Genomic DNA, 21,906 nt, shown 5'->3' with positions numbered 1-21,906 from the left:
AAAAAAATGATTCATCGTGATAGCAGTAAAATGTATGGAACTACTATATTGTCAATTAGAAGAGGCAAAAGTGTAGTAGTAATAGGTGATGGGCAAGTCTCACTAGGCCACACCGTTATAAAATCTGGAGCAAAAAAAGTTAGGCGTCTTTCTAATGATTCCGTTATCGCTGGTTTTGCTGGAGCAACGGCTGATGCATTTACCCTTTTTGAAAGACTGGAGTCAAAACTTGACAAACATCCTGGACAGTTAATGAGAGCATGTGTTGAACTTGCAAAAGACTGGAGAATGGATAAATATCTAAGGAAATTAGAGGCTATGATGATTGTGGCAGATAAGTCCATTTCGTTAATCATCACAGGAACGGGTGACGTTCTTGAACCTGAAGATGGGGTTGCAGCCATTGGCTCTGGAGGAAATTTTGCTTTATCTGCAGCAAAAGCTTTGATTGACGTCAAAGGGATATCAATAGAGGAGATTGCAAAAAAGGCTATGAAGGTAGCTGCTGATATATGTGTTTATACAAACCATAATGTAATTATTGAAAAAATAGAGGAGTAACATGTCAAGAATTTTGTGTACCAATTCTTCTGGTCAACCTATAGTAGATCAATCTGATAATAATGATAACTGCAATGAAAAAAATGTCCTCTATGAAAATGAAGGTACAGAAAGTGAAAATAACAGTAGCACTCAAAGCTCACAAGCTTTATTAGATGATCTACCACCACAGAAAATAGTTAAAGAGCTGGATAGATTTATAATTGGGCAGAATGACGCAAAGCGTGCTGTTGCTATTGCACTCAGAAATCGTTGGCGTCGAAATAAAGTCCCACTTCCACTACGTGAAGAGATTATACCTAAGAATATACTCATGATAGGCCATACGGGAGTTGGCAAAACTGAAATAGCTCGCCGTTTAGCAAAGCTTGCTGGTGCACCTTTTATAAAAATTGAAGCAACGAAATTTACCGAAATAGGATATGTTGGGCGTGATGTTGACTCGATAGTACGTGATTTAGTTGACACAGCAGTAGTTTTAGTTAAGGCAAAAGCATGTAAAGCTTTAACTAAAAAAGCTTTGGATTTAGCCGAAAAGATAATAGTTAATTCCATGGTTGGCGAAGATGCAACTGAGGAAAGCAAAAAGGTTTTCAGAGAAAGACTGAGAAATAAGGAATTTGAAGATGGAGAAGTTTCTATTAACGTCAGGGAGAGCAAGGGTATGCTACCCACTTTTGATATACCTGGTATGCCGGGTGGGCAAATTGGCGTGATGAATGTAACAGAAATAGTTGGCAAGATGTTTAATGGGAGCAAAAAACAAAAACTATTACAGTTAAGGTAAAAGAAGCTCGAGAAATATTGGTTAACGAAGAAAGTGAGAAGTTAATGGATGAAGATAAGGTAATCAAAGAAGCGATTGATCTTGTTAGCAATGAAGGCATAGTGTTTTTAGATGAAATAGATAAAATTGCAGCACGTACAGAAATAAAAGGTGAAGTCAACAGAGAAGGGGTGCAACGCGATCTGTTACCACTACTTGAAGGAACAACTGTTTCAACTAAGTATGGTCCAGTAAAAACAGACTATATATTATTTATTGCATCTGGTGCTTTTCATTTGTCTAAACCATCTGATCTTTTACCAGAATTACAGGGTAGATTGCCAATTAGAGTGGAACTTAAGGCACTTACTCAAGAGGATTTAATAAAAATATTAAAGGAACCAGAATCTAGTTTGTTAAAGCAGTATATAGCTTTAATGAAAACAGAAAATGTGACGCTTGAGTTCACTGATGATGGTATAGAAACCATAGCTGAAATAGCGTTTACAGTTAATAGAGAAGTAGAAAATATAGGTGCAAGAAGGCTTCATACTGTCATGGAGAAGCTTTTATATGAAATAAGTTTTATCGCCTCTGAAAAAACAGTGAAAAATTTGTTATAGATAGCAAGTATGTCAGAGATAAACTAGAGTCAATTTCAAAGCAGCTTGATTTATCTAAGTTTATACTTTAGAAGAAGCTCTTTTTAAGTAATATAGAGCATTCAAGAGATTTTATTTTTTTTTATCTCTATAGCTATATTTCTGTATCTGTTCAGCAGAGTGGCAAAATTAGGTAGATGAGAAAAGACAACTATAGGAACAAATGGTCAGTGCGTGACACTAGCATCTAGTCCTTTCCATCAAAAACGCTGTAAAGGTATCTGTTCAGCAGAGTGGTAAAATCAGGTAGATAAGAAAAGACAACTATAGGAATAAATGGTGTCATGAAAGTAGATGATACTAAAAAGGTTACTTGAATGACAAACTAGAAAGAAATGGGTGTCATGCCAGTGCCCAGACACTGGCATCCAGTTAAATTTACGGAGTATAATGGGTTGCAGTGTCAACTACTTGAATGACAACGTTTTGTATACATGATCAGAATTCCTAGATTCCAGTGTCAAGCACTGGGATGACAAGAAAGAAAGCATTGGTTTCAGCATTAGCCGTGCATCTGAACGGATACATATTCTTTAAGCTATTTTTCAATAGTAGAGTTCAAGCTTAAATCAATTATTGAAATATCAAGATCTATGTCTTTTGTTAATATATCAGTTAAAAGGTCAGGTGGAGAAAGAATGGTTCTTTTATTACCAGCTCTCATTCCCACAACTCCAAGTTCTATAGCAAGTGGTGCTTTTCTGTCACCAACTTTAAACTGCACTGTTTGATCTTTGATTATATACTCACCATTATGTCTCTTTATGCTATATTGAACCGATATCTCATCACCACACTTTATTTGTTTTCCAATTTTGTTAATTAAGTCATTAAAAATCATCAGGTTATTTACTGAATCAGGATATTTATCTTTTACTTCAATTAGTTTGATGTAATAAGAGTTAAAACTCATTTTGTTGTCATCAGCGGCAATAGTAACTACACGCTCTCCGCCTTCTTTCATACCTATTACCCCTAAATTCACTTCTTTTAGATAATCCTGACCTATTTTCAAAGTGACATCAGTCGGAAGTAGCATTGCTAGATTGTTGGATATTTTATACATTTGTAGCAGGACTTCTTGGCCACAGAAAGCTTTACTGCCACTGCCTTCAGTAATTTCATAAAAATTTATCGTCTCTTCTTCTTTTTGCTGCGTTATTTCTTCTAAATATTCTGCTAATCCATGCTTTTCAATATAGCGGTCAAGTGCTGATTCAAGTACTGGCTTCACTAGATAACGTGCTATCGTCTGTGTCAAACCACCGTATGTGGCATTTATCTCATAAAGCTTGTCCTCTTTTTCCGGTTTATCTTTATTTATATAAACAATAGTGATTATAAAAGCAGAAGCTAAAGTGAGAATCATTACTACAGAGATAAATATTTGTAATATAATTTTTTTAACCATCTTTTCTTACTTGATTCAATAAATCATATAAATAATTAGTATTCCCTGAAAGCACACTCAAATTATCTGAGGCTTGTTTAAAAAGGCCATCTATATATTCTTCCATCTCACTTTTCCCAAGCACAGATATCAAATTATTTGTTTTATCCTGCTCATAATCTTCAATATCATCCTTAGCTTGAAAGATAAGCCCTAGATTTATTCCATAGTTATATAATGCTCTCCGCTCTTCGCTTGTAGCATTGCCTATTATAGCCCCTATTTCACATGAAGCTGCAAATAGTTTTGCAGTTTTCATCAAATGAACTTCCTTTATTTTATCAGCTTGGCCCGACGTCATTCCAGCGTTATACATACAGCCGTACGAATGTTGTGGTTTTAAGGTAGAAAGGGTGTCATTCCAGTGCTTGACACTGGAATCCATTTCATGTTCAGCTTCACCATCGCATGGCTTTTTGCACGAAATGCTTGTAGGCAAAGCCTTCTGGATCCCAGTGTCAAGCACTGGGATGACATAGGGTTGGGGGTTAAAATCTATATGTTCACTGTTAATATCCAAAATCTGTCCTCCCACCATTCCCCTAACTCCTATTGCCTGAGAGAGCACTTTTATAATCTCACAATTTAATGAAGATAATACCTCAAAAGCCAGGGTAAGTAGTGCATCTCCAGCAAGTATTGCTGTTGCTTCATCAAATTTTTTGTGGCAGCTTGGCTGGCCTCTGCGGGTGTCGCTGTTATCCATACATGGTAGATCATCGTGAATTAGGGAATAAGCATGAATAAATTCAATTGCAGCTGCTGCTGTTATTGCTTTTTCAACCTTTATGTTGAACACCGACGAAGATGCTATGACTAAAAAAGGACGTATATATTTTGCAGGAGCAAGAAGCACATAACGCATGGCTGATATGAGCCTATTTTGACTATTTTTAGGTAAAATTCTGTTTATTTCTGCAATAAATAAATTTCTTGTTGCTTCGTCTAGCATACAACACATTGAAGCATATCTCATCTAAAAACCTTTATAATAACCATAAAAGCTATTGCAAACATCAAAATTTCTTATAATATCGAAGGTATAGATTATTTTTTGGTGAAAAATGAGTGAATTGGCAAAAAGTACTAGAGAAGATATAGAAGAAAAGGTAAAAAAGATCATACTAGAGCATATTAGTAAGGATGTAGAAAAATTTGATGGCTCTTCAAAGCTTTCAGAGCATGGTGCAGACAGTTTAGATGCAGTTGAGATCATCATGGCAGCCGAAGAAGAGTTTGGTATAGAGATTCCTGATGAAGATGCACAAAAGATGGAAACTATGGAACAGATAGTTGAATATGTAGTAAACAAAGCAAACAATTAATGTTGAATGAGCAGAAAAGTAGTAGTTACTGGTATTGGCTTAATTACTCCACTAGCAGCAGGTGTTAATAACACTTGGTCAAGGTTGATCAAAGGTAAATCTGGCATAAAAGGAATCAGTACAGATAGGTTTGATTCTTCTGATCTTGCTTGCAGGGTTGCAGGGCAAGTTCCGACGCAATCTGATGATATTGAAAATTACTTCGATCCACTAGGTTATATTTCTGAAAAAGACCTGAAAAGAACAGATCGCTTTATTCATTATGGCATTGCAGCTGCTATTCAGGCAGTAGATGATTCACTAGTTTTGGAAAATCAAAATATTAATAAAGAGCGAATAGGTGTAGTTATTGGTTCTGGTATAGGTGGCCTTTCATCAATTCAAGAAAACGTAATTACCATGCAAGAAAAGGGGCCTAGACGTGTTAGCCCATTTTTTGTTCCTGCAAGTCTAATAAATTTGATATCTGGTCATATTTCTATTAAATACGAATTTATAGGTCCAAATGACTCAGCGGTAACTGCATGTGCAACAGGTGCGCATGCGATTATAAACTCAGCAAGAGCTATAAAACTTGATGAAGCTGATGTGATGATTGCAGGCGGAGCAGAAAGTGCGTTATGCAGAGTTGGAATTGCAGGTTTTGCATCGATGAAGGCGTTATCAACTAAATTTAATGATAAACCTGAAGAGGCTTCAAGGCCATGGGATGAAGAACGTGATGGATTTGTCATGGGCGAGGGGGCGGGTATATTAGTACTGGAAGAATATGAACATGCAAAAAAAAGAGGAGCAAAAATATATGCAGAACTCACTGGATATGGACTAACAGGAGATGCGCACCACATTACAGCACCTCATCCAGAAGGAAGAGGCGCATTTAAGGCAATGGAGCTTGCTTTAAAGAATGCACAAATTAGTCCAGGTCAAATTGGGTATATCAATGCACATGGCACTTCAACGCCACTTGGAGACAAAATAGAAGTAATAGCAATGAAGCAGTTATTCGGTGACTATGCCTATAAAATACCTGTTTCCTCGACTAAATCTTCTATAGGACATTTACTTGGTGCCGCAGGAAGTGTTGAAGCAATATTTAGTATCCTTGCATTAAAGAGCGGAATTGTTCCACCAACTTTGAATCTGCATAAACCTTCAGAAGGATGTGATTTGAATTTTGTACCATTTGAAGCTCAAGAGCATAAAATTCAGTATGTGCTTTCTAATGCATTTGGTTTTGGTGGCACTAATGCGTCTCTCATCTTTGGAAAAAATGATAATCAAACCTCTTAAAGATAAAATAAATGCAAGATTGGTTAAGAAAGAAAATAATGGTGTCATTCCAGTGCTTGACACTGGAATCCAGTTAAATTGGTCATCATAAAAGTAATGTTAAAATATAACATTTTGATGATGATGAAGAAATGGATCCCAGTATCTGCTACTTGGATGACAGAGGAAAAAAAAGCAAAATTTTGCCTTTTACTGCTAACCCATTATACTTATTTGATAAGTTCTCTCGCTTGATTAAATGCATAAAATATTAGTAAGGAGTAACCATAAACCTTTGATTGGAAAAATTTTGATAAGTTCTCTCGCTTGATTAAATGCATAAAATATTAGTAAGGAGTAACCATAAACCTTTGATTGGAAAAATCAAGATTAATGGTTCAAAAAATGCCATCTTGCCAATAATAGCAGCAAGTCTGCTTAGTAGCTCTGCAGTAACTTTACATAATGTACCTGATTTAATTGACGTGCATCTGATGTCTGAGCTGCTTAAGAGTCTTGGTGCAGAAGTGAATTTTATACACAATAAAGATTATAAAGCAAATCACACTTTACAAATTGACTGTAGTAATATCAACAATCATATAATGCCATATAAAACTGCAAGTAAATTGCGAACTTCTTTTCTAATGCTGGGTCCAATGCTCAGTAGATTTGGTAAAATTGCAACGGTGTTTCCTGGTGGGTGTAATATTGGAAAACGTCCTGTTGACATGCATATCAAGGCGCTTGAAGCAATGGGAGTTCAAATTGAAATTGATGGCTGTAATATAATTGCAACAACAAAGGGGAAATTGCAAGGCAAAGAAATAACATTTGAAAAAGTGAGTGTTGGTGCAACAGAAAATGTAATAATGGCAGCAACACTTGCAGAAGGAGTAACGATAATAAGCAATGCTGCAATAGAGCCGGAAGTTCTTGATTTAATAGAGTTCCTGAAGAGGATGGGTGCCAATATTGAAGTCAACAACACAAAAATCACAATAGAAGGCATTGAGGAATTAAACGGATGTGTCCACAAAATAATACCAGATCGCATAGAAGCCGGTACATATGCGCTAGCTGCTGTCATTACCGGCGGCGAGCTAAAGTTAGAAGGAGTAAGTCTATCTGATATAGGATGTATTGTAAATGAATTGAAGACTATAGGAACCAGAGTTGAGTTACATGACGATGGTATTATTATTTCTAGAAAAAACGGCTCTATTAAATCTGCTCACGTTGCAACAAATCCATATCCCAACTTTCCCAGTGATATGCAACCACAACTAATGTCTGCAATGTCAATTGCAGGTGGAATATCAGTAATTGAAGAAAATGTTTTTGAAAATAGATTTGCACATGCAAATGAGTTAAGAAAATTAGGTGCTGATATCAGCATCGAAAAAAGTAAAGCTACTATAAGTGGAATAAAGAGCTTATATGGAGCTGATCTACATGCTAATGACTTAAGATCAACAGCAGCTTTAATTCTTGCTTCTTTGGTAGCAAATGGAGAAACTACAATAAATAACTCACATCATTTATTGAGAGGATATGAAGCAATGGATGAAAAACTCAATTCATGTGGAGCTGATATCTCCTTGAGGATATATTATGAATAGGCGAACTACAGTAAAAGAGATAGATGACATTCTATATGAAGAATATAAGGTATTAGATCATGGATTTGTTCGAGTGATTGATTATATGGGCTCTGATAGCGCCATAGTTCAAGCTGCTCGCGTTTCTTATGGAAAAGGAACGAAACAGATAAATCAAGATGAAGCGCTTATAAAATATTTGATGAGACACCATCACACAACTCCATTTGAAATGTGTGAAATTAAGTTTCACGTGAAACTTCCAATTTTTGTTGCAAGACAATGGATAAGACATAGAACTGCAAATGTGAATGAATATTCTGGAAGGTATTCGATACTTGATAATGAATTTTATATACCAAAACCAGAACAGGTTGCAAAACAATCTGATAATAATAAACAAGGCAGCGGTGAAGCTTTTGATTCAAACACTTCAAAAGAAATAATAGATTCTCTGACAAATGACTCTAATTTAGTATATTCTCATTATGAGAAATTTATTGGGCAGGGCCTTGCAAGGGAAATTGCTCGCACTAACCTAACACTTAATTACTACACACAATTTTATTGGAAAATTGATCTGCATAACCTTCTTCACTTTTTAAGGCTTAGAGCTGATAAGCATGCCCAATATGAAATTAGAATTTACGCAGAAGTTATGTTGGATATAATAAAGAAATGGGTTCCGCTGGCCTATAATGCTTTTGTTGAATACTCGTTAGAGTCAGCCTGCATTTCAAAAACTGGTCTTGAAATAATTCGCAAGCTAATAAAAGGAGAAAATGTTACGAGAGAAGAAAGTAGCATTGGTAAAAGAGAATGGGATGAGCTGATGTCTATACTTGGTAAATAATCTTGAACTGTTGCATAGTTGTTATTTACATAGCACGTGAAGGATAGCTGTACAAAACCCAAAGGGTATCATCCGAGTAAACACTAATTTCCATCATCATCAGAAACGTTGTATTTTTTTATACTCGTGAATTTAACTGGATGCCAGTGTCTGGGCACTGGCATGACACCCTCCTTTTAAAACTCTAGTGGTCAAGCGCACAACTGTTACAATTTGTAGGCAATTTTAGTAGTAGGTGGTCAGCACTTGATGCTGGAATCTAGTAAAAAAAGCCAGTGTCTGGGCACTGGGATGACACCTTCCTTTTAAAACTCTAGTGGTTAAGCGCACAATTGTTGCAATTTGCAGGCAATTTTAGTAGTAGGTGGTCAGCACTTGATGCTGGAATCTAGTAAAAAAAAGCCAGTGTCAAGCACTGGGATGACACCTTTCTGATTGGAATGATAGAAGATCATGCAAAAACCCTAATTTCCTATATCAATTAATTCTCATCCACTTTTTATGTTACATAAACTCATCACTTTTATAGAACATCTCATTAAAATCATTCAAAACTCCAAAATCTTGATTTTTAATAAATAGATGACCATCTGCAATATAGGACTCAGCAAGAGTAAATGACTCGTCATAATGCTGTGATGCTGGCTTGACAATTCCATTATATAAAACCATTATTTGCTCGTAGTTGTATCCACTACCATCATGATATTTGCCACGTATAGTATCATAAAAATTCCTTACATCATCATACGTCACTTGCAGCTCTACCTTATATTTCCCCATTTCAATAAGTTCACCCACTTTGATTTTTAAAGGACCTTCCTGATTACTCTTCACATTATCTATAATAGTTATTTCTTCTTGCTTCTCTTCATCTTCTCTTATCGATCTTTTATTCCTCTCTCCACTTGCAGGTTGATCTGCCGGCATTTGATCTATATTGTTAGGTTCTTCTTCTCCTAATGAAGCAGCAGAATGTAAACGTGTTGCACCTGTTACCTCGTTTATCTCATTCACATTTCCTATAGCATCTTCTTCTTTATCTTCGTCGATTGACCTTTTCTTTCTAGATTCGACTTCACTTTTCACTTTAACTTCTTCGTTTATAGATTGATCATTAGGTTCCTCTATTTTTATTTTTAAGGGATGTTGTGCATTTGCAACACTGCTTGAAGCTTCCACTTCGTTGATAGAATTGTTATCCATATTTTCTATTACACTTCTCATAACAACTTCTTCTTGCTCATCTTTGTCTTCTTCTAGTAACCTTTTACTTCTTTCTTTTTCTTCACTAACAGGTTGTTCAGCTTTATCCTCTTGCGTACTTGATACTTCGTGCTCATGCTTTAGACCACTCAACTCAGCCTTGACCCACTGTTTAAATTCTTGGTCATAGCCTTTTAGCTCAGCCAAAAAATCCTCAAATAATTTATTACCTTGAGACCTATTCGTACCAGATTTAGAAAGGCTCTTGAGCAAATTATCAATCATATCTGGGTGTTTATCTTCAAGAAATTTGATCACTTGTTCAGCGTCTGAATGATAATGTTCCCCTTTATCGTTCATAATATTATTGCGCAATATCTCATCTGGTTTGAGATCTTTATTTCTTATTGCAATCAAGGCCTCTTTATCTCCGTGATCATTGATATGCTGACCGTCTTCCAAGCTTGCTATATAGTTAGCAACTCCTTCATGCATAGCTCTAGATAAAATGTCACCCGTACCGTAATAGGAATTAATGACAGTCAAAGCGTGTCCCAATTCGTGTTTTAAAGTTTTACACGCGTCATCGAATTGGTCTTGTAGATAAAAATAAACATGAGTTTCTGAGCCGCGACCTTGGAGCGTCAAACCGGAATTGCCTTTATAGTTAACGTTCAATTCCTTCAGATAGTTTTCGTAGTCACTTTTTGTGTTAAACACGGAAACGTTGACTTTATTTTGTATATTGTGCCAAGGCTGAGAATTATTAATGCCAAATGTCGAGTCAAAGTCTTTTATACTATTCTCGATGGTGTCTTTTATATCACTTATTTTTTCCTGACTTAGTTCTTTATTATCATATTTTATGTTTATTTGAAGCTTGTATTCGCTGTAAGTAATAACTTCATTATCTGGTACAAGATCTGCTACAATTTTATTGCCACTTTTTATATCCATCCACTGCTTAAATTCTTTTTCAATTTCTGAATTATTCAAAATATGCTTGAATTTTGATATCGCTTGTACTCCATCGAAGGACATTTCAGTCAGCAATTGCTTTATGAATTGAGGATGTTTTTCTTGTAGGAATGTTACCAAGCAATCTAACATTCTATAGTCGTTAGACATACTTGCTATTTTATATGGTGTATCATACCCAGATTCCTGCATTTTATTGTATGCTTCTTTTGTATAATGCATATCGCGAGTGCTTTCTTTTTTAGCTGCATCATAGCTCCACATGAAAAGCTTTATACCGGTACGTAAAACTTCAGGAACTGCATTGAGGTCGCCAGTGGCGTACTCAAGAAATGCATCGCTCATTTTTTCCATTAAAATTTTAGATTTTGCACAAAGTAAGCCATTTACATCTCCAACAATGAAAGTCTTTGCTATCGTGCCATCAGCTTCATGTGCTCTTACTGTTCCACCACCCCATAATTCACGATGGTCTTTACCACCTGAAAGTTCCTTTATATGAGCTTTATAATCATCATAATTTTTCAGCACATAAAGCTGCAATTTTACCGGACCAGCATGATTGCTTTTTTGTGAATAAAAATTTTCAGACCAAGCTCCATAAGCATCTTTTACAGTTTGTTTTATATACTCGGGTGTATAACTAGCTAGCCCCCCATATTTCACTTCTATCGTAAGCTGATCGTTTATTACTATACTTTCTTTATTTGGAAATAATTTTTTAACCAACGTTTGTGATTTATCATATCCAGAGTTTATTTTGAATTTCATATCCACCTCTTAAAAATTTTCACTATAAATAAGTCTTGAGCAAAATGTGTTAACTAGCCCTTGCCTGATTTTGCATAACTGCTTAGATAGTTGATCATCGCTGAAAAGCCGATTCTTAATATCGAGATATTTAGCACAGCTGCCAGCAGATATTGAGTAGAAACCGCTTTCAAGTTCAAGATAAGAGCTGCTATTGAGAACAAAAAATAAATCGCTCTGGTCAAGCAGTATGTCATAATCATGGCTCATACAATGCAAGTATTCATTGCCTTCATACTCTGCTATGTAGTACTTACTTGCATCAAGGTCACCATCAAGTTGTAAAATTGCTGCTGAACGTCCATTTCCAATACCATTACCTTTTATTACTTTAAATATTTCAATCTCACCATTTTCTATGAGTTCTCTTAACTTTTCATTCTTTTGATTCAATTCTTTCTCTGCTTGTCTTTTTTCTTTTGCTAATTTTGTTTCTTTTTCAATAAATTTGTTTTGTATCTGCAAAAACATGTCTTGAATGGTTAAGCCATTTAGAAAGTGATCTAGCACACTTAACGCAAGTGGTCGCAATTCACCATTATCTTCAAAGCTCTTCTCCTGTTCTTTGTCATATTGATTAGGGTTATAGATCGCATAAAGAGGATAAAAACCACAATTCACCTCGTCGAATGATAACTCTATTGAAAATCCGTTGTGATCAAGTGGAAGTTTAGTAGCTAAATATCTACCATTATTATCTCTGACATATAGCTCATTTATACCGTAGTGCCCACCATATTTATTGTAATAAATATAAAAATTTTCAGAATTAAGATCAAAATAATCATCTAAATTGTTAGGCTTACCGAGCTTTTCACATAGAAAATTCTTGCTCTCATCTGTAAGTTTGATACGTGTAGAAAAGTAACATCGGTCTATTGGGTCACCTTTTTCTACTTCAAAATCTAGGATTATTTTATCGCTAAACATACAGAATTTCCTCACATTTCCAATATTTATGATTATAAATCGTGTACTATGAAAAAAGCATTAAGGTGTATCTGATTTTTCTGATTCATTCAAAAGTTACAAAAACAGTTTAGGCTGCCATGACAAGAATAGTTGAGATATTACTACCACTTCCAATTGATCAGTTATTTTCATATGCAGTTGAGGAAGATACTGAAGTTTCAATCGGGGATTATGTGGTGGTACCATTTGGTAGAAAGCGTTTGATTGGAATAGTTTGGAAATGTAGTGACAAGAGTGATCGAGAATTAAAATGCATTGAACAAAAGGTCGATTTACCGAGCATCAGACCAAAGTTGATCGAATTTGCAGAGTGGGTTGCGCAATATAATGTAATACCTATTGGTATGCTTGCGAAAGTGATAATGGGAGGAGTATTAAAGGTAAATCAGATAGATAAACTAGTTTATGCTGAGCAAAAGCAGGAAATAAGCAAAATAGACTACAAATTAAACTCTGAGCAGCAGATAGCTCGTGATAAAATAATAAGTAATTTGAATGAGTATTCAGTAACTTTACTTGACGGTGAAACCGGGTCTGGAAAAACGGAAGTTTATCTCTCTGTGATTGCACAGTTGATTAAGAATTACAGTACATATGAACATTGTCTACCAAAAAGGTATCACTCTATGATGTACCCCCTATGGTGTCATTCCAGTGTTTCCTTCTCCTGTTATCCCAGTGTTTCTTTCTCTTGTCATCCCAGTGCCCCGACACTGGGATCCAGTTTTTTATATCATCTTATTACAAACGTTTATTTTAATTTAAGACCAATACCTAATTTACAATCAAAATTCCTGGATTCCAGTGTCAGCTACTTGAATGACACCTTTGTATTTAAGGCAAAACCCACTGTAACATTTAGCATACTGCCTTTGCCACGTACTGGAATGACACCATTTGCTATGCAATTTACTTTCAAAAATAAACGTTATGTCATTCCAGCGTTCAATACACAACTAGACGAATGTTACAATATAAGAGTAATTTTTACCAAAAAGGATGTCATCCCAGTGCCCCGACACTGGGATCCAGAAAACTTAATTTCAAATCAGTACACTAAGCAGTTGTACGATAAAGACTGGATTCCAGTGTCAAGCACTGGAATGACATCATCTACTACTAAAACTACCTGCAAATGTTCAAACACCAAAAGGTTACACACTGGAATGACACCAGAAGAGGGTAATGCACAAGTGCTAATCCTCCTGCCTGAAATTGTCCTAACTTCACAATTGGTAAATCGTGTTCGCAGTCAGACATCTGGCAATATAGCTCAGTGGCACTCAGGGCTCACTCCAAAAGCTCGTCGAAATAATTGGCTCAGTATCGCAAATGGAAGTGCGCAGATAATTATTGGGGCACGGTCAGCGCTTTTTTTACCTTATAAAAACCTAAAATTGATCATCGTTGATGAAGAGCATGACTCATCTTTTAAACAAGAACAGGGAGTTATATATAATGCCCGAGATATGGCAATTATCTTAGCAAAAATAGAAAACATTCCGATTGTTTTATCATCAGCTACTCCGCTGCTTGAAACGATTTATCATGTTAAAAACGGAAATTACAATCATGTAAAATTGACTAAAAGATTCGGTGGTGCAGAGTTGCCACACATAAAAGTAGTGAATAATAAACAATGGATTTCCAATGAGCTTTTCGAAGGCATAAAACAAACCATAGAGAAAAAACAGCAAGCTATGCTCTTTCTAAACCGCAGAGGGTATGCACAACTCGCAGTTTGTAAAAAATGTGGATATAAAATTTCCTGCTCAAATTGCGCTGTTTGGCTTACATATCACAAAAAGAAGAACGTCCTTTTGTGTCATCATTGCTCTTACCAGTCAAAACTTCCAGAAAAATGTTCTAATTGTCAAAGTGAGCAGTCATTGTTCCTTTATGGTGTGGGAATTGAAAGATTGCTTGAAGAAATAGTGAAACTAATACCAAATGCAAAGACTGCGATTATAAGCAGCGATCAGAAGTCGCTTGGTAACATCATTGACTCAGTGCTCAAGGAAGAGGTGAATATCATAATCGGTACACAAGTAATTGCTAAAGGGCATAATTTTCCTAAATTAACTTTGGTTGGAGTGATAAATGCGGATTTAGGACTTGAAAATTCTGACCTTAGGGCAGCAGAAAAGACGTATCAATTATTGCATCAAGTTGCAGGAAGGTCGGGAAGGTTCAATGAGAAAGGAATGGTAATAGTGCAAACTAATAACCCTGAAAGCTTGATAATAAAAGCATTGCAGCAGCAAAAAAGGGATTTGTTTTATGAAGTTGAACTTGAGTCAAGACGCAAAGCTAAAATGCCACCATTTAGTAGACTAATAGCGCTTATAGTTTGCGGTAAGGATCAATTTGCAACGCAAAAAGCAGCAAGTAGAATAACAAGCTTTTTGCATGATCAATGTTCAACTACTACTCCTTCTGTGTTGTCATTCCAGTGCTTGACTAGAGAAAAAGAACTCGAAATTTTTGGCCCATCGCCAGCAGCAATAAATTTCTTAAATAATAAATATCGGTATAGAGTGTTACTCAAAATACACAATAAACATAGTCTATCTATAAAGAGGAAGCTGAAATATTGCTGTAATTTGAGTTCAAACATTGCAGTAACAATAGATGTTGATCCTGTGAGTTTTTTTTTGATGGATTTTCGGAATTTATTTGACATTTGTATAGATTGTCAATAAATTATATTAACTTTTTAATTAAAAATTTGACTTTTAGTAGAATTTATTATATTGTTAATATAATTAGAACAAGGAGATGGTATGACTACTTTACTTAAAATCATTAATAATCAAGAAAAGAAATTTACAGAAAAAATTAAAGAGTTGCAAGAGTATCTTACTGATGATAGAGAAGTTGTGATTAACAAGACGCTATTCACAGAGGCTATTGTCAATAAAGTCCCTGTAAATGGAGAGCTTATCAATAAGGAAATAGGAAAGATAGTATACCCTATTTTGCACCACTGTATTAAATTCGATAGTGCAAGGTCTGAAAAAGGAGATATATTACCGTTTCAAAACGTAATGAATATTTTAGATGAAGCGGTGTATAAATTTATTACTCCTGAGTATTTCTATAAATTGATAAATTTTCAAGGTCAAAGTGAAAATACGTTATTACACCAAGCTGTTATAAGTAATAACACTGAGGCAATAGAAACCCTTTTGAAATATGGTGCAAATTCTTTGATAAGGAATAAAGAAGACAAAATGCCATTAGATTTAGCTGAAGGAAAAACAAGAGAAGTACTCATTAAATGTATGAAAGACCAAGCCAAATCGAAAAAAGAAAGTGCTAAATATAATAGTTTATGTGGCGTTATACCTGGCGTTTTTCTCAGTGTTGGGCTGGGTGTTGGTGGTGCTTTAATACCTTCAATGACTATTATATTATGTGCAATAGCAGTATCTGCTCTCATTGCTGGAATAGCAGTTGGAGTGGCTATGTATTTCCTAAGTCAGGACTATAAACAGGCCACATCGATAGAAAGCGTTGTTGCTATTAATTCTCAATTGCATTCCGTCGAGCCTGAAAAAATTGCAGATAATAAAGCAGTACTAGAATAACTGTGAGTTTTTTAACATTAGATTTCTTGCATAACTGGAATTCGAAAGTTGATTTCATTCCAGCGCATTTTTCTTATTGGATCCCAGTGTCAAGCACTGGGATGACATCTATTTATGCAAGAAATCTATTCATTTAAAACTTGTTTAAGAAAACGTAGCTATAAAAACCGCAGGTACCAGTTGGTTTTTATTAGCTAAAGTAAAGGTCAAGTATCTGGAATTCTGGACATAAAATCCTCCTGTGAAAAAAAATTTGAATAAAATGTAGCGCACATACGACAGAAATTAAGTACGTGTGTATACGCTGAAGAAGATACGCCACATTTTTTAATGAGTTTGATTATTTAATAAAAGAGTCTGCAGACGGAGATAGATTTTTGAGCTCAATAAATATCTCTAATTGTAATTATAATCAGATTTAAAATATGCGGAAGTAATTTTTTAGCTATAAAATCTTCTAAAAGTTTAACACAAAAGTTAGTGTCATAAGTATTTTTATCAAAAACTATTTCAAGAAAATCTTAAATGGGGTTGAAAAATTTTAAAGATGGGGTATTCTGCCTGACATGTAACTCCCGTGAAAAAAAGAAATATGAAAGGTCAAATAAACGCTGCAGCAAATTTTCAAGTAGAAGACTTTGAGTTTGAAAATGCTACAGAAATTGGTAATTTTAACTCTTTAGCTAAAGATAACAATTATTCAACACCTCTAGGCATAGCAAATTCCTTGAATACAAAGCTAGAAAATAGTGCTCAGGCTAAAGATCAAAAGAATGAGATGCCTTTTTCCAGTAGAAGAAGTAGCTCGCATACTTTAAAACTTTCTCCTAGTGAAAATGCTAAGGTTAATGTTCAAGATAAAACACCTTCTGCAGCTCGAGGTAAACCAGGTATAGCTAGACTGTTTAAAGGTAGGAATAGTGTGAATATAACTCCTAGTGCAAAAATTCCATACAAAGTGCAACGTAGCTCTGCAATTGATTACAGTGCTGCAGAAAGTATAGGGTCACGGCTATTAAATATCTGTAAAGGAGAAGAAGAAGGTATCTATTTTGACCAAGAGATTAATTTTCTACATACAAACGCTTGTTTGTATGATGTCTTATTGTTGCAAGATGAGAAAAATCAGGACACACCTTTACATGTAGCTGTTAAAAAAAATCGTATTAGCTTCGTAGAAAAACTTTTATGTCTTCTTAAAGAACCATATCTTTCGAATACATTCTATAAGTGCAAGTATTTTGAACGTAATCAAGAGAATGAAAAGCCGCTTTCTAAAATTATCAATGCTAAGAATAAAGATGGGAAAGATGTAATTACTCTGGCTATTGAGGGTAATAATTCAGAATGTCTTTCAGCTCTTTTCAAGTACTTAACTTATGAAAGTATTAACAGGGAAAAAGATGTTGAAAGTAGTTACACACCTCTGCATGAAGCTGTACTTCTTGGCAAGAATGAAGCAATCAAAGAGCTTATAAAATCAAGGTATGTAAATACTGAGCTCATAGATAGAGGATCTTATAAAGCATGTAATTATGCTAATGATAAAGAGGCAATAGAATTGTTTATTCAGTACTATAGTGATAAAATTAATAATTTGCGTGGAAGATTAGCAGATAATAATCAAAAATTATTACAAATTAAATGCGTCCTGAGCAAAACAAAACTTACTTGTGTATGCCTGGCAGCTTTTGGCTCTTGTTTTGGAATATATAAAAATTCTCATAACACAATAAGTGAAGAAGTAAGTAAAGATATGCTACATTATTCTCTTGAATTGCTTTTTAATACTACAGGTCTAATATTATTTTTTAATTACTTGATCGATACAACACTTTCCAAGTATGAAAAAGAAAATTCTAGTTTGAATAAAGAATTCACCAGTTATGTAAAAGAAAGAAATATATTGGAAAATAGATTGCGTTATTTTCAAGAAAGCACATTTTGCGGTACTAGGGCAACTACGCAAATGTCTGAGATAATTTCAGTTATACCTGAAGCAGAATTAAGTTGCAGTAGATTGTGATTACATTTTTCTAGAACAAAATTTCAGGACCATACACCTACCCTCTTACATAAGTTTTTTGTGTTGTTACAGTACGCAGCATTGCAATTGTTAGTGTCTGTAAAATTCCATTATATTGTAAAAAAATTACTTCCGCATATTTTGAATCTAATTATAATTACAATTAGAGATATTTTTAAGAGCTTAATTTATCTTTGTCTGCAGACTTTTCGGTCAATTTTTCAATAAACTTCAGTGTATATCTGTCGTATGTGCGCTGCATTTTATTTTTTATACAGGAGGGTTTTATGTCCAGAATTCCAGATACTTGACCTTTACTTTAGCTAATAATAGGCGCCTATGGTTTTTATAAAGAAAGTTTAGAAAAGATAAGGGTCTAGTGGCATTATCTTAGTGGAGGTTTTCTTTACCTCTAAATCCGTTAGCTTTTGAGCTATACTCTGATTTATTGAATAATCTTCTACGTCGCTAAAACACTGTTTCTTTTTCTTTATTTCTTTCTTACCATTCTTTTCATGTATCACTTCTGTTTTTATCTCTGGTTGTTTTTTTTGATTGAGTGAGCCTTTCTTTTCGAAATAATCATCTGTAAATTCTAAAAAGAGTGAAATTAGCTCAGGAATTATGTTCACTTTGAGCACAATTCTGTAATTGGAGATAAGGTGGTGAGAAATGTCTCTTGACATCTGGTGAACCTAAGCGTAGCCTGAAATAGTTTTGTGTTTGTTTATGACATTTGCTCAATCACTTAATAATCAATTAGATAGTTTACACTTATTAAAACACCCGTTTTACGAGTCATGGAATGAAGGTAGCTTAAGTCTGCAGGCTTTACAAACCTATGCTAAAGAATATTATCACCATGTTGCTGCTTTTCCTCGTTATATCAGTGGTATACATTCTTTATGTCCAAGTCTAAAGATACGGCAAGTTTTACTTGGTAATTTAATAGAAGAAGAACAAGGCGATGAGAATCACCCAGAATTATGGCAGCGTTTTGCTGAAGGGCTGGGAGTAGCAAGGCCTAATCTTTTTGAAGATGCACAGGTTAAGGAGACGCAAGAATTAGTTGACGGTTACTTTGATATTGTAAGATCAGGTTTTGCAGAAGGTCTTGGAGCTTTGTATGCTTACGAACGTCAAACTCCGGAAATTTCTAAGTCTAAAATCGAAGGCCTGAAAAAACACTATTCAATAAACGACGAACGTTCTCTCAAATTTTTTACCGTTCATATGGAAGCTGATGAGTGGCATTCTGAAGAATGTGCAAACCTTATTGCAGATTTAAGCGAAGAAGAGCAAGAGAAAGTCATGCAAGGTGCTAAAAAAGGAGCAAAACTCTTATGGGGTTTTCTTGATGGCATGATGAATGTTAACGTTTGTCATTAATTATAAGTAGATACTAGATTCAGTGGTAGCATGTAGTTTTCTTATATCTGATCTGCGGCTTTGGGTTCATTTAGGATGTAGCGCAGAAGAGAAGTTTTCTCCCCAATTGGTGAGTATTGATGTTGGTTTCACTTTTAAATCCCCTCCTTTAGGGCTTACAACTGATCAACTTAAAGATACTATCTGCTATTTGGAGGTAGTACAGAACATTCAATCTCTCGCTCAGAGCAAGCAATTTAATTTAATCGAACATTTAACTCATGATATATACAGGACCATTACTAACCTTTTGATGCAAAAAGAGCATATTATTTCTTCTGTCAGGGTAACTACTCACAAAACTGCACCACCAGTTCCTGGTGTACATGGGGGCGTTTTTTTTACTTACTGTAATGAATTGCAAGAATGATCTATATTTCTATTGGCTCAAACATAGGGAATCGCCTTTCCCATTTACAAAAGGCTACTGAGTTACTGAAGGAGCGCTATTTAAAAGACTTAAAATCTTCAATCATTCTAGAAACTAAGGCTATTTTACCAAATGGTGCTCCACCTGAGTGGGACAAGCCATTTCTCAACATGATTGTCTATGGAAGTTGTTCTTCTCCTCCTGAGGAGCTATTAAAAGGCTTAAAACAAATTGAATGTGAAATTGGCCGTCCACAAGTTTATGAAAAATGGGCACCTCGCGTTATTGATTTAGATATTTTGTTATGGGGTGACTTAACGCTCGACACACCTGACCTTAAAATTCCTCACCCAGAATTGGTAAATAGACCATTTTTGCTCCACTTGATGGCAATAGTTAACAAAACATTTGCTTCTAATGTTCAAAACTGTTTTTCAAAAAGTTTTACGCTCTCGCCAAAGCTTATGGGTATTGTCAACATTACCCCTGATTCATTTTCAGATGGTGGTCTTTATTATGATGCAGATCAAGCAACCAAGCAGGCATTGCAGTTGGTATCAGATGGTGCAAGCATAGTTGATCTTGGTGCTCAATCAACAAGGCCTGGAGCTTCAATAAAGACGCCAGAGGAAGAGTATGCACGTCTAAAGCCAGTACTTGATAATCTTAGTGATTATATGAAAGCTGGTGATATTAAAGTCAGCATTGATAGTTTCTGGCCAGACGTTATTTTGAACGTTTTGAAGCACTACAACATTGCCTGGGTAAACGATCAGAAGGGAGATCTGAATGATCATACTCTAAAAACGATTGCTAGCAATGGATGTAGCATCGTTGTTATGCATTCACTCTCCATACCACCACATAAGGACAACATTATTCCACATGACACTGACCCGATTGATACCATAAATAATTGGGCAGAGAAGAACATTAACAGACTACTAGGCCTGGGTTTTGATGAAAATTCAATAATTATTGACCCCGGTATTGGTTTTGGCAAATCTATGTATCAGAATATTCAGATTTTACGCAGTATAGAAACTTTACAAAATTTTGGCTGCAAGGTTTTAGTTGGCCATTCCAGAAAGTCATTTATTTCTTCTTTTTCCACAGAACCTGCCTCTAATAGAGATTTAGAAACAATTGCTACATCAGCTATACTACAAAATAAGGTTGATTTCCTTCGAGTGCATAATGTGCGTGATCACATGCGATTTTTTGTAGCCCAAGCTGCCTTGCAGGGATGAAGATTATTGGAATTATGGCTGTTGACCCTCATGGGGTAATTGGAATAAATAATGATTTGCCCTGGCATTATCCAAGTGAGTTCAAACATTTTTGTCAAGTGACTGACAAACAAGTTATTATTATGGGAAGAAAGACATTTGAAACTATACCTCAAAGCGTATTAAAGAATCGTACACCTATTGTTTTCTCTCGTAACAAGTGTTTTAATAGAGGCCCAAAATGTACTGTCGTTTCTTCTATGCAAGAGTTTCTGTTGATTAAAAGTAGTTCTCAAGTTTTTGTGATTGGTGGAGCGCAGATAGTACATCTTTTTTTTAGAGCATAACCTAATCTCAGAGTTTATTATGACTGAAATTCACAAACCTTACAAGGGTGATACATATTTCAATTTAGCACTCCTTGATGGATGGAATAAAACTATTCTTACCAAAACGCAAGATTATACTATATGCAAACTATCATCGTATTGAATGCATTTTGCATAACTGGAATTCGAAGAATTCCAGCGCGTGACCAGATTTTCTTATTGGATCCCAGACTGGGATGACATCTCTTTACGGATAATGTTCGTACAGCTGTGTGTCAGCTACTCGGATGACATTATGGAAGCTAGAATGACAAGAAAGGGAGTACTAGAAAGAAATGGGTGTCATGCCAGTGCCCAGACACTGGCATCCAGTAAATTTACAGAGTATAAAAGTAATCAACGTTTCCGATAAAAGGCTGGATTCCAGTGTCAAGCACTGGAATGACATGGTAAGAATGTCATCCGAGTACCCTTATCT

General features: G+C 35.2%; 16 protein-coding genes and 2 pseudogenes. 13 read left to right on the top strand and 5 right to left on the bottom strand.

The window, feature by feature from the left end; all coding sequences use genetic code 11:
• The first annotated feature begins 6 nt into the window (after positions 1–6).
• Complete coding sequence (gene hslV, locus Wcon_RS00100; RefSeq protein WP_114516752.1) at positions 7–561, top strand: ATP-dependent protease subunit HslV; 555 nt, start codon at positions 7–9, stop codon at positions 559–561.
• A 1-nt stretch (position 562) separates the two neighbouring features.
• Positions 563–2,021, top strand: a pseudogene (gene hslU / locus Wcon_RS00095) (ATP-dependent protease ATPase subunit HslU).
• 506 nt (positions 2,022–2,527) lie between these two features.
• Here hslU and Wcon_RS00090 read toward each other — a convergent pair.
• Complete coding sequence (locus Wcon_RS00090) at positions 2,528–3,400, bottom strand: FKBP-type peptidyl-prolyl cis-trans isomerase (protein ID WP_114516751.1); 873 nt, start codon at positions 3,398–3,400, stop codon at positions 2,528–2,530.
• A complete protein-coding gene (locus Wcon_RS00085) occupies positions 3,393–4,391 on the bottom strand; it encodes a polyprenyl synthetase family protein (protein ID WP_114516783.1) in 999 nt (332 codons plus the stop codon). Before Wcon_RS00085 ends, Wcon_RS00090 begins: the two co-directional genes overlap by 8 nt.
• 112 nt (positions 4,392–4,503) lie before the next feature.
• Between Wcon_RS00085 and acpP the strand changes: the two genes are divergently transcribed.
• The 4 genes from acpP (at position 4,504) to thyX (ending at position 8,490) form a co-directional block, all read left to right on the top strand.
• Positions 4,504–4,764 carry an acyl carrier protein gene (acpP, locus tag Wcon_RS00080; RefSeq protein WP_047759756.1) on the top strand — a complete coding sequence of 87 codons (261 nt, stop codon included), beginning with the start codon at positions 4,504–4,506 and terminating at the stop codon, positions 4,762–4,764.
• Positions 4,765–4,770: 6 nt separating this feature from the next.
• Positions 4,771–6,057, top strand: a complete 1,287-nt coding sequence (gene fabF, locus Wcon_RS00075) for a beta-ketoacyl-ACP synthase II (protein ID WP_114516750.1) — start codon at positions 4,771–4,773, stop codon at positions 6,055–6,057.
• Between the two features lie 314 nt (positions 6,058–6,371).
• Positions 6,372–7,658: a UDP-N-acetylglucosamine 1-carboxyvinyltransferase gene (murA, locus tag Wcon_RS00070; RefSeq protein WP_114516749.1), complete on the top strand. Its 1,287-nt coding sequence runs from the start codon at positions 6,372–6,374 to the stop codon at positions 7,656–7,658.
• On the top strand, positions 7,651–8,490 hold the full coding sequence (gene thyX / locus Wcon_RS00065; RefSeq protein WP_114516748.1) for an FAD-dependent thymidylate synthase: 840 nt from the start codon (positions 7,651–7,653) through the stop codon (positions 8,488–8,490). The genes murA and thyX overlap by 8 nt, the downstream gene beginning before the upstream one ends.
• Before the next feature lie 504 nt (positions 8,491–8,994).
• On the opposite strand, the gene Wcon_RS00060 is transcribed toward thyX, so the two are convergent.
• Positions 8,995–11,445 carry a collagenase gene (locus Wcon_RS00060; protein ID WP_114516747.1) on the bottom strand — a complete coding sequence of 817 codons (2,451 nt, stop codon included), beginning with the start codon at positions 11,443–11,445 and terminating at the stop codon, positions 8,995–8,997.
• A 9-nt stretch (positions 11,446–11,454) separates the two neighbouring features.
• Positions 11,455–12,414 (bottom strand): hypothetical protein, encoded by a 960-nt coding sequence (locus Wcon_RS00055; protein WP_114516746.1) that lies wholly within the window; start codon positions 12,412–12,414, stop codon positions 11,455–11,457.
• Positions 12,415–12,533: 119 nt separating this feature from the next.
• On the opposite strand from Wcon_RS00055, the gene priA reads away from it, so the two are divergent.
• The 3 genes from priA (at position 12,534) to Wcon_RS00035 (ending at position 18,072) form a co-directional block, all read left to right on the top strand.
• On the top strand, positions 12,534–15,158 hold the full coding sequence (priA, locus tag Wcon_RS00050; protein ID WP_114516745.1) for a replication restart helicase PriA: 2,625 nt from the start codon (positions 12,534–12,536) through the stop codon (positions 15,156–15,158).
• 81 nt (positions 15,159–15,239) lie between these two features.
• Entirely contained in the window at positions 15,240–16,046 is an 807-nt protein-coding gene (locus Wcon_RS00045) for an ankyrin repeat domain-containing protein (RefSeq protein WP_114516744.1), read from the top strand.
• A gap of 592 nt (positions 16,047–16,638) precedes the next feature.
• Positions 16,639–18,072: an ankyrin repeat domain-containing protein gene (locus tag Wcon_RS00035; protein ID WP_114516782.1), complete on the top strand. Its 1,434-nt coding sequence runs from the start codon at positions 16,639–16,641 to the stop codon at positions 18,070–18,072.
• A 359-nt stretch (positions 18,073–18,431) separates the two neighbouring features.
• Here Wcon_RS00035 and Wcon_RS00025 read toward each other — a convergent pair whose 3' ends face one another.
• Entirely contained in the window at positions 18,432–18,758 is a 327-nt protein-coding gene (locus Wcon_RS00025; protein WP_179947439.1) for a hypothetical protein, read from the bottom strand.
• Between the two features lie 43 nt (positions 18,759–18,801).
• Here Wcon_RS00025 and Wcon_RS00020 point away from each other — a divergent pair, with 43 nt between their 5' ends.
• The 4 genes and pseudogenes from Wcon_RS00020 (at position 18,802) to Wcon_RS00005 (ending at position 21,591) form a co-directional block, all read left to right on the top strand.
• Positions 18,802–19,461, top strand: coding sequence for a CADD family putative folate metabolism protein (locus Wcon_RS00020; RefSeq protein WP_114516743.1), 660 nt, complete (start codon positions 18,802–18,804; stop codon positions 19,459–19,461).
• A gap of 22 nt (positions 19,462–19,483) precedes the next feature.
• Entirely contained in the window at positions 19,484–19,870 is a 387-nt protein-coding gene (locus tag Wcon_RS00015) for a dihydroneopterin aldolase (RefSeq protein ID WP_114516742.1), read from the top strand.
• Positions 19,867–21,120: a dihydropteroate synthase gene (gene folP / locus Wcon_RS00010; RefSeq protein ID WP_114516741.1), complete on the top strand. Its 1,254-nt coding sequence runs from the start codon at positions 19,867–19,869 to the stop codon at positions 21,118–21,120. The genes Wcon_RS00015 and folP overlap by 4 nt, the downstream gene beginning before the upstream one ends.
• Positions 21,117–21,591 (top strand): annotated as a pseudogene (locus Wcon_RS00005) (dihydrofolate reductase). The gene folP and the pseudogene Wcon_RS00005 overlap by 4 nt, the downstream one beginning before the upstream one ends.
• The last annotated feature ends 315 nt before the right edge of the window (positions 21,592–21,906 follow it).

It is taken from the genome of Wolbachia endosymbiont of Cylisticus convexus, assembly GCF_003344345.1.
Note: the sequence above shows the minus strand (reverse complement) of the source record. Positions and strands in the feature narration are given on the sequence as shown.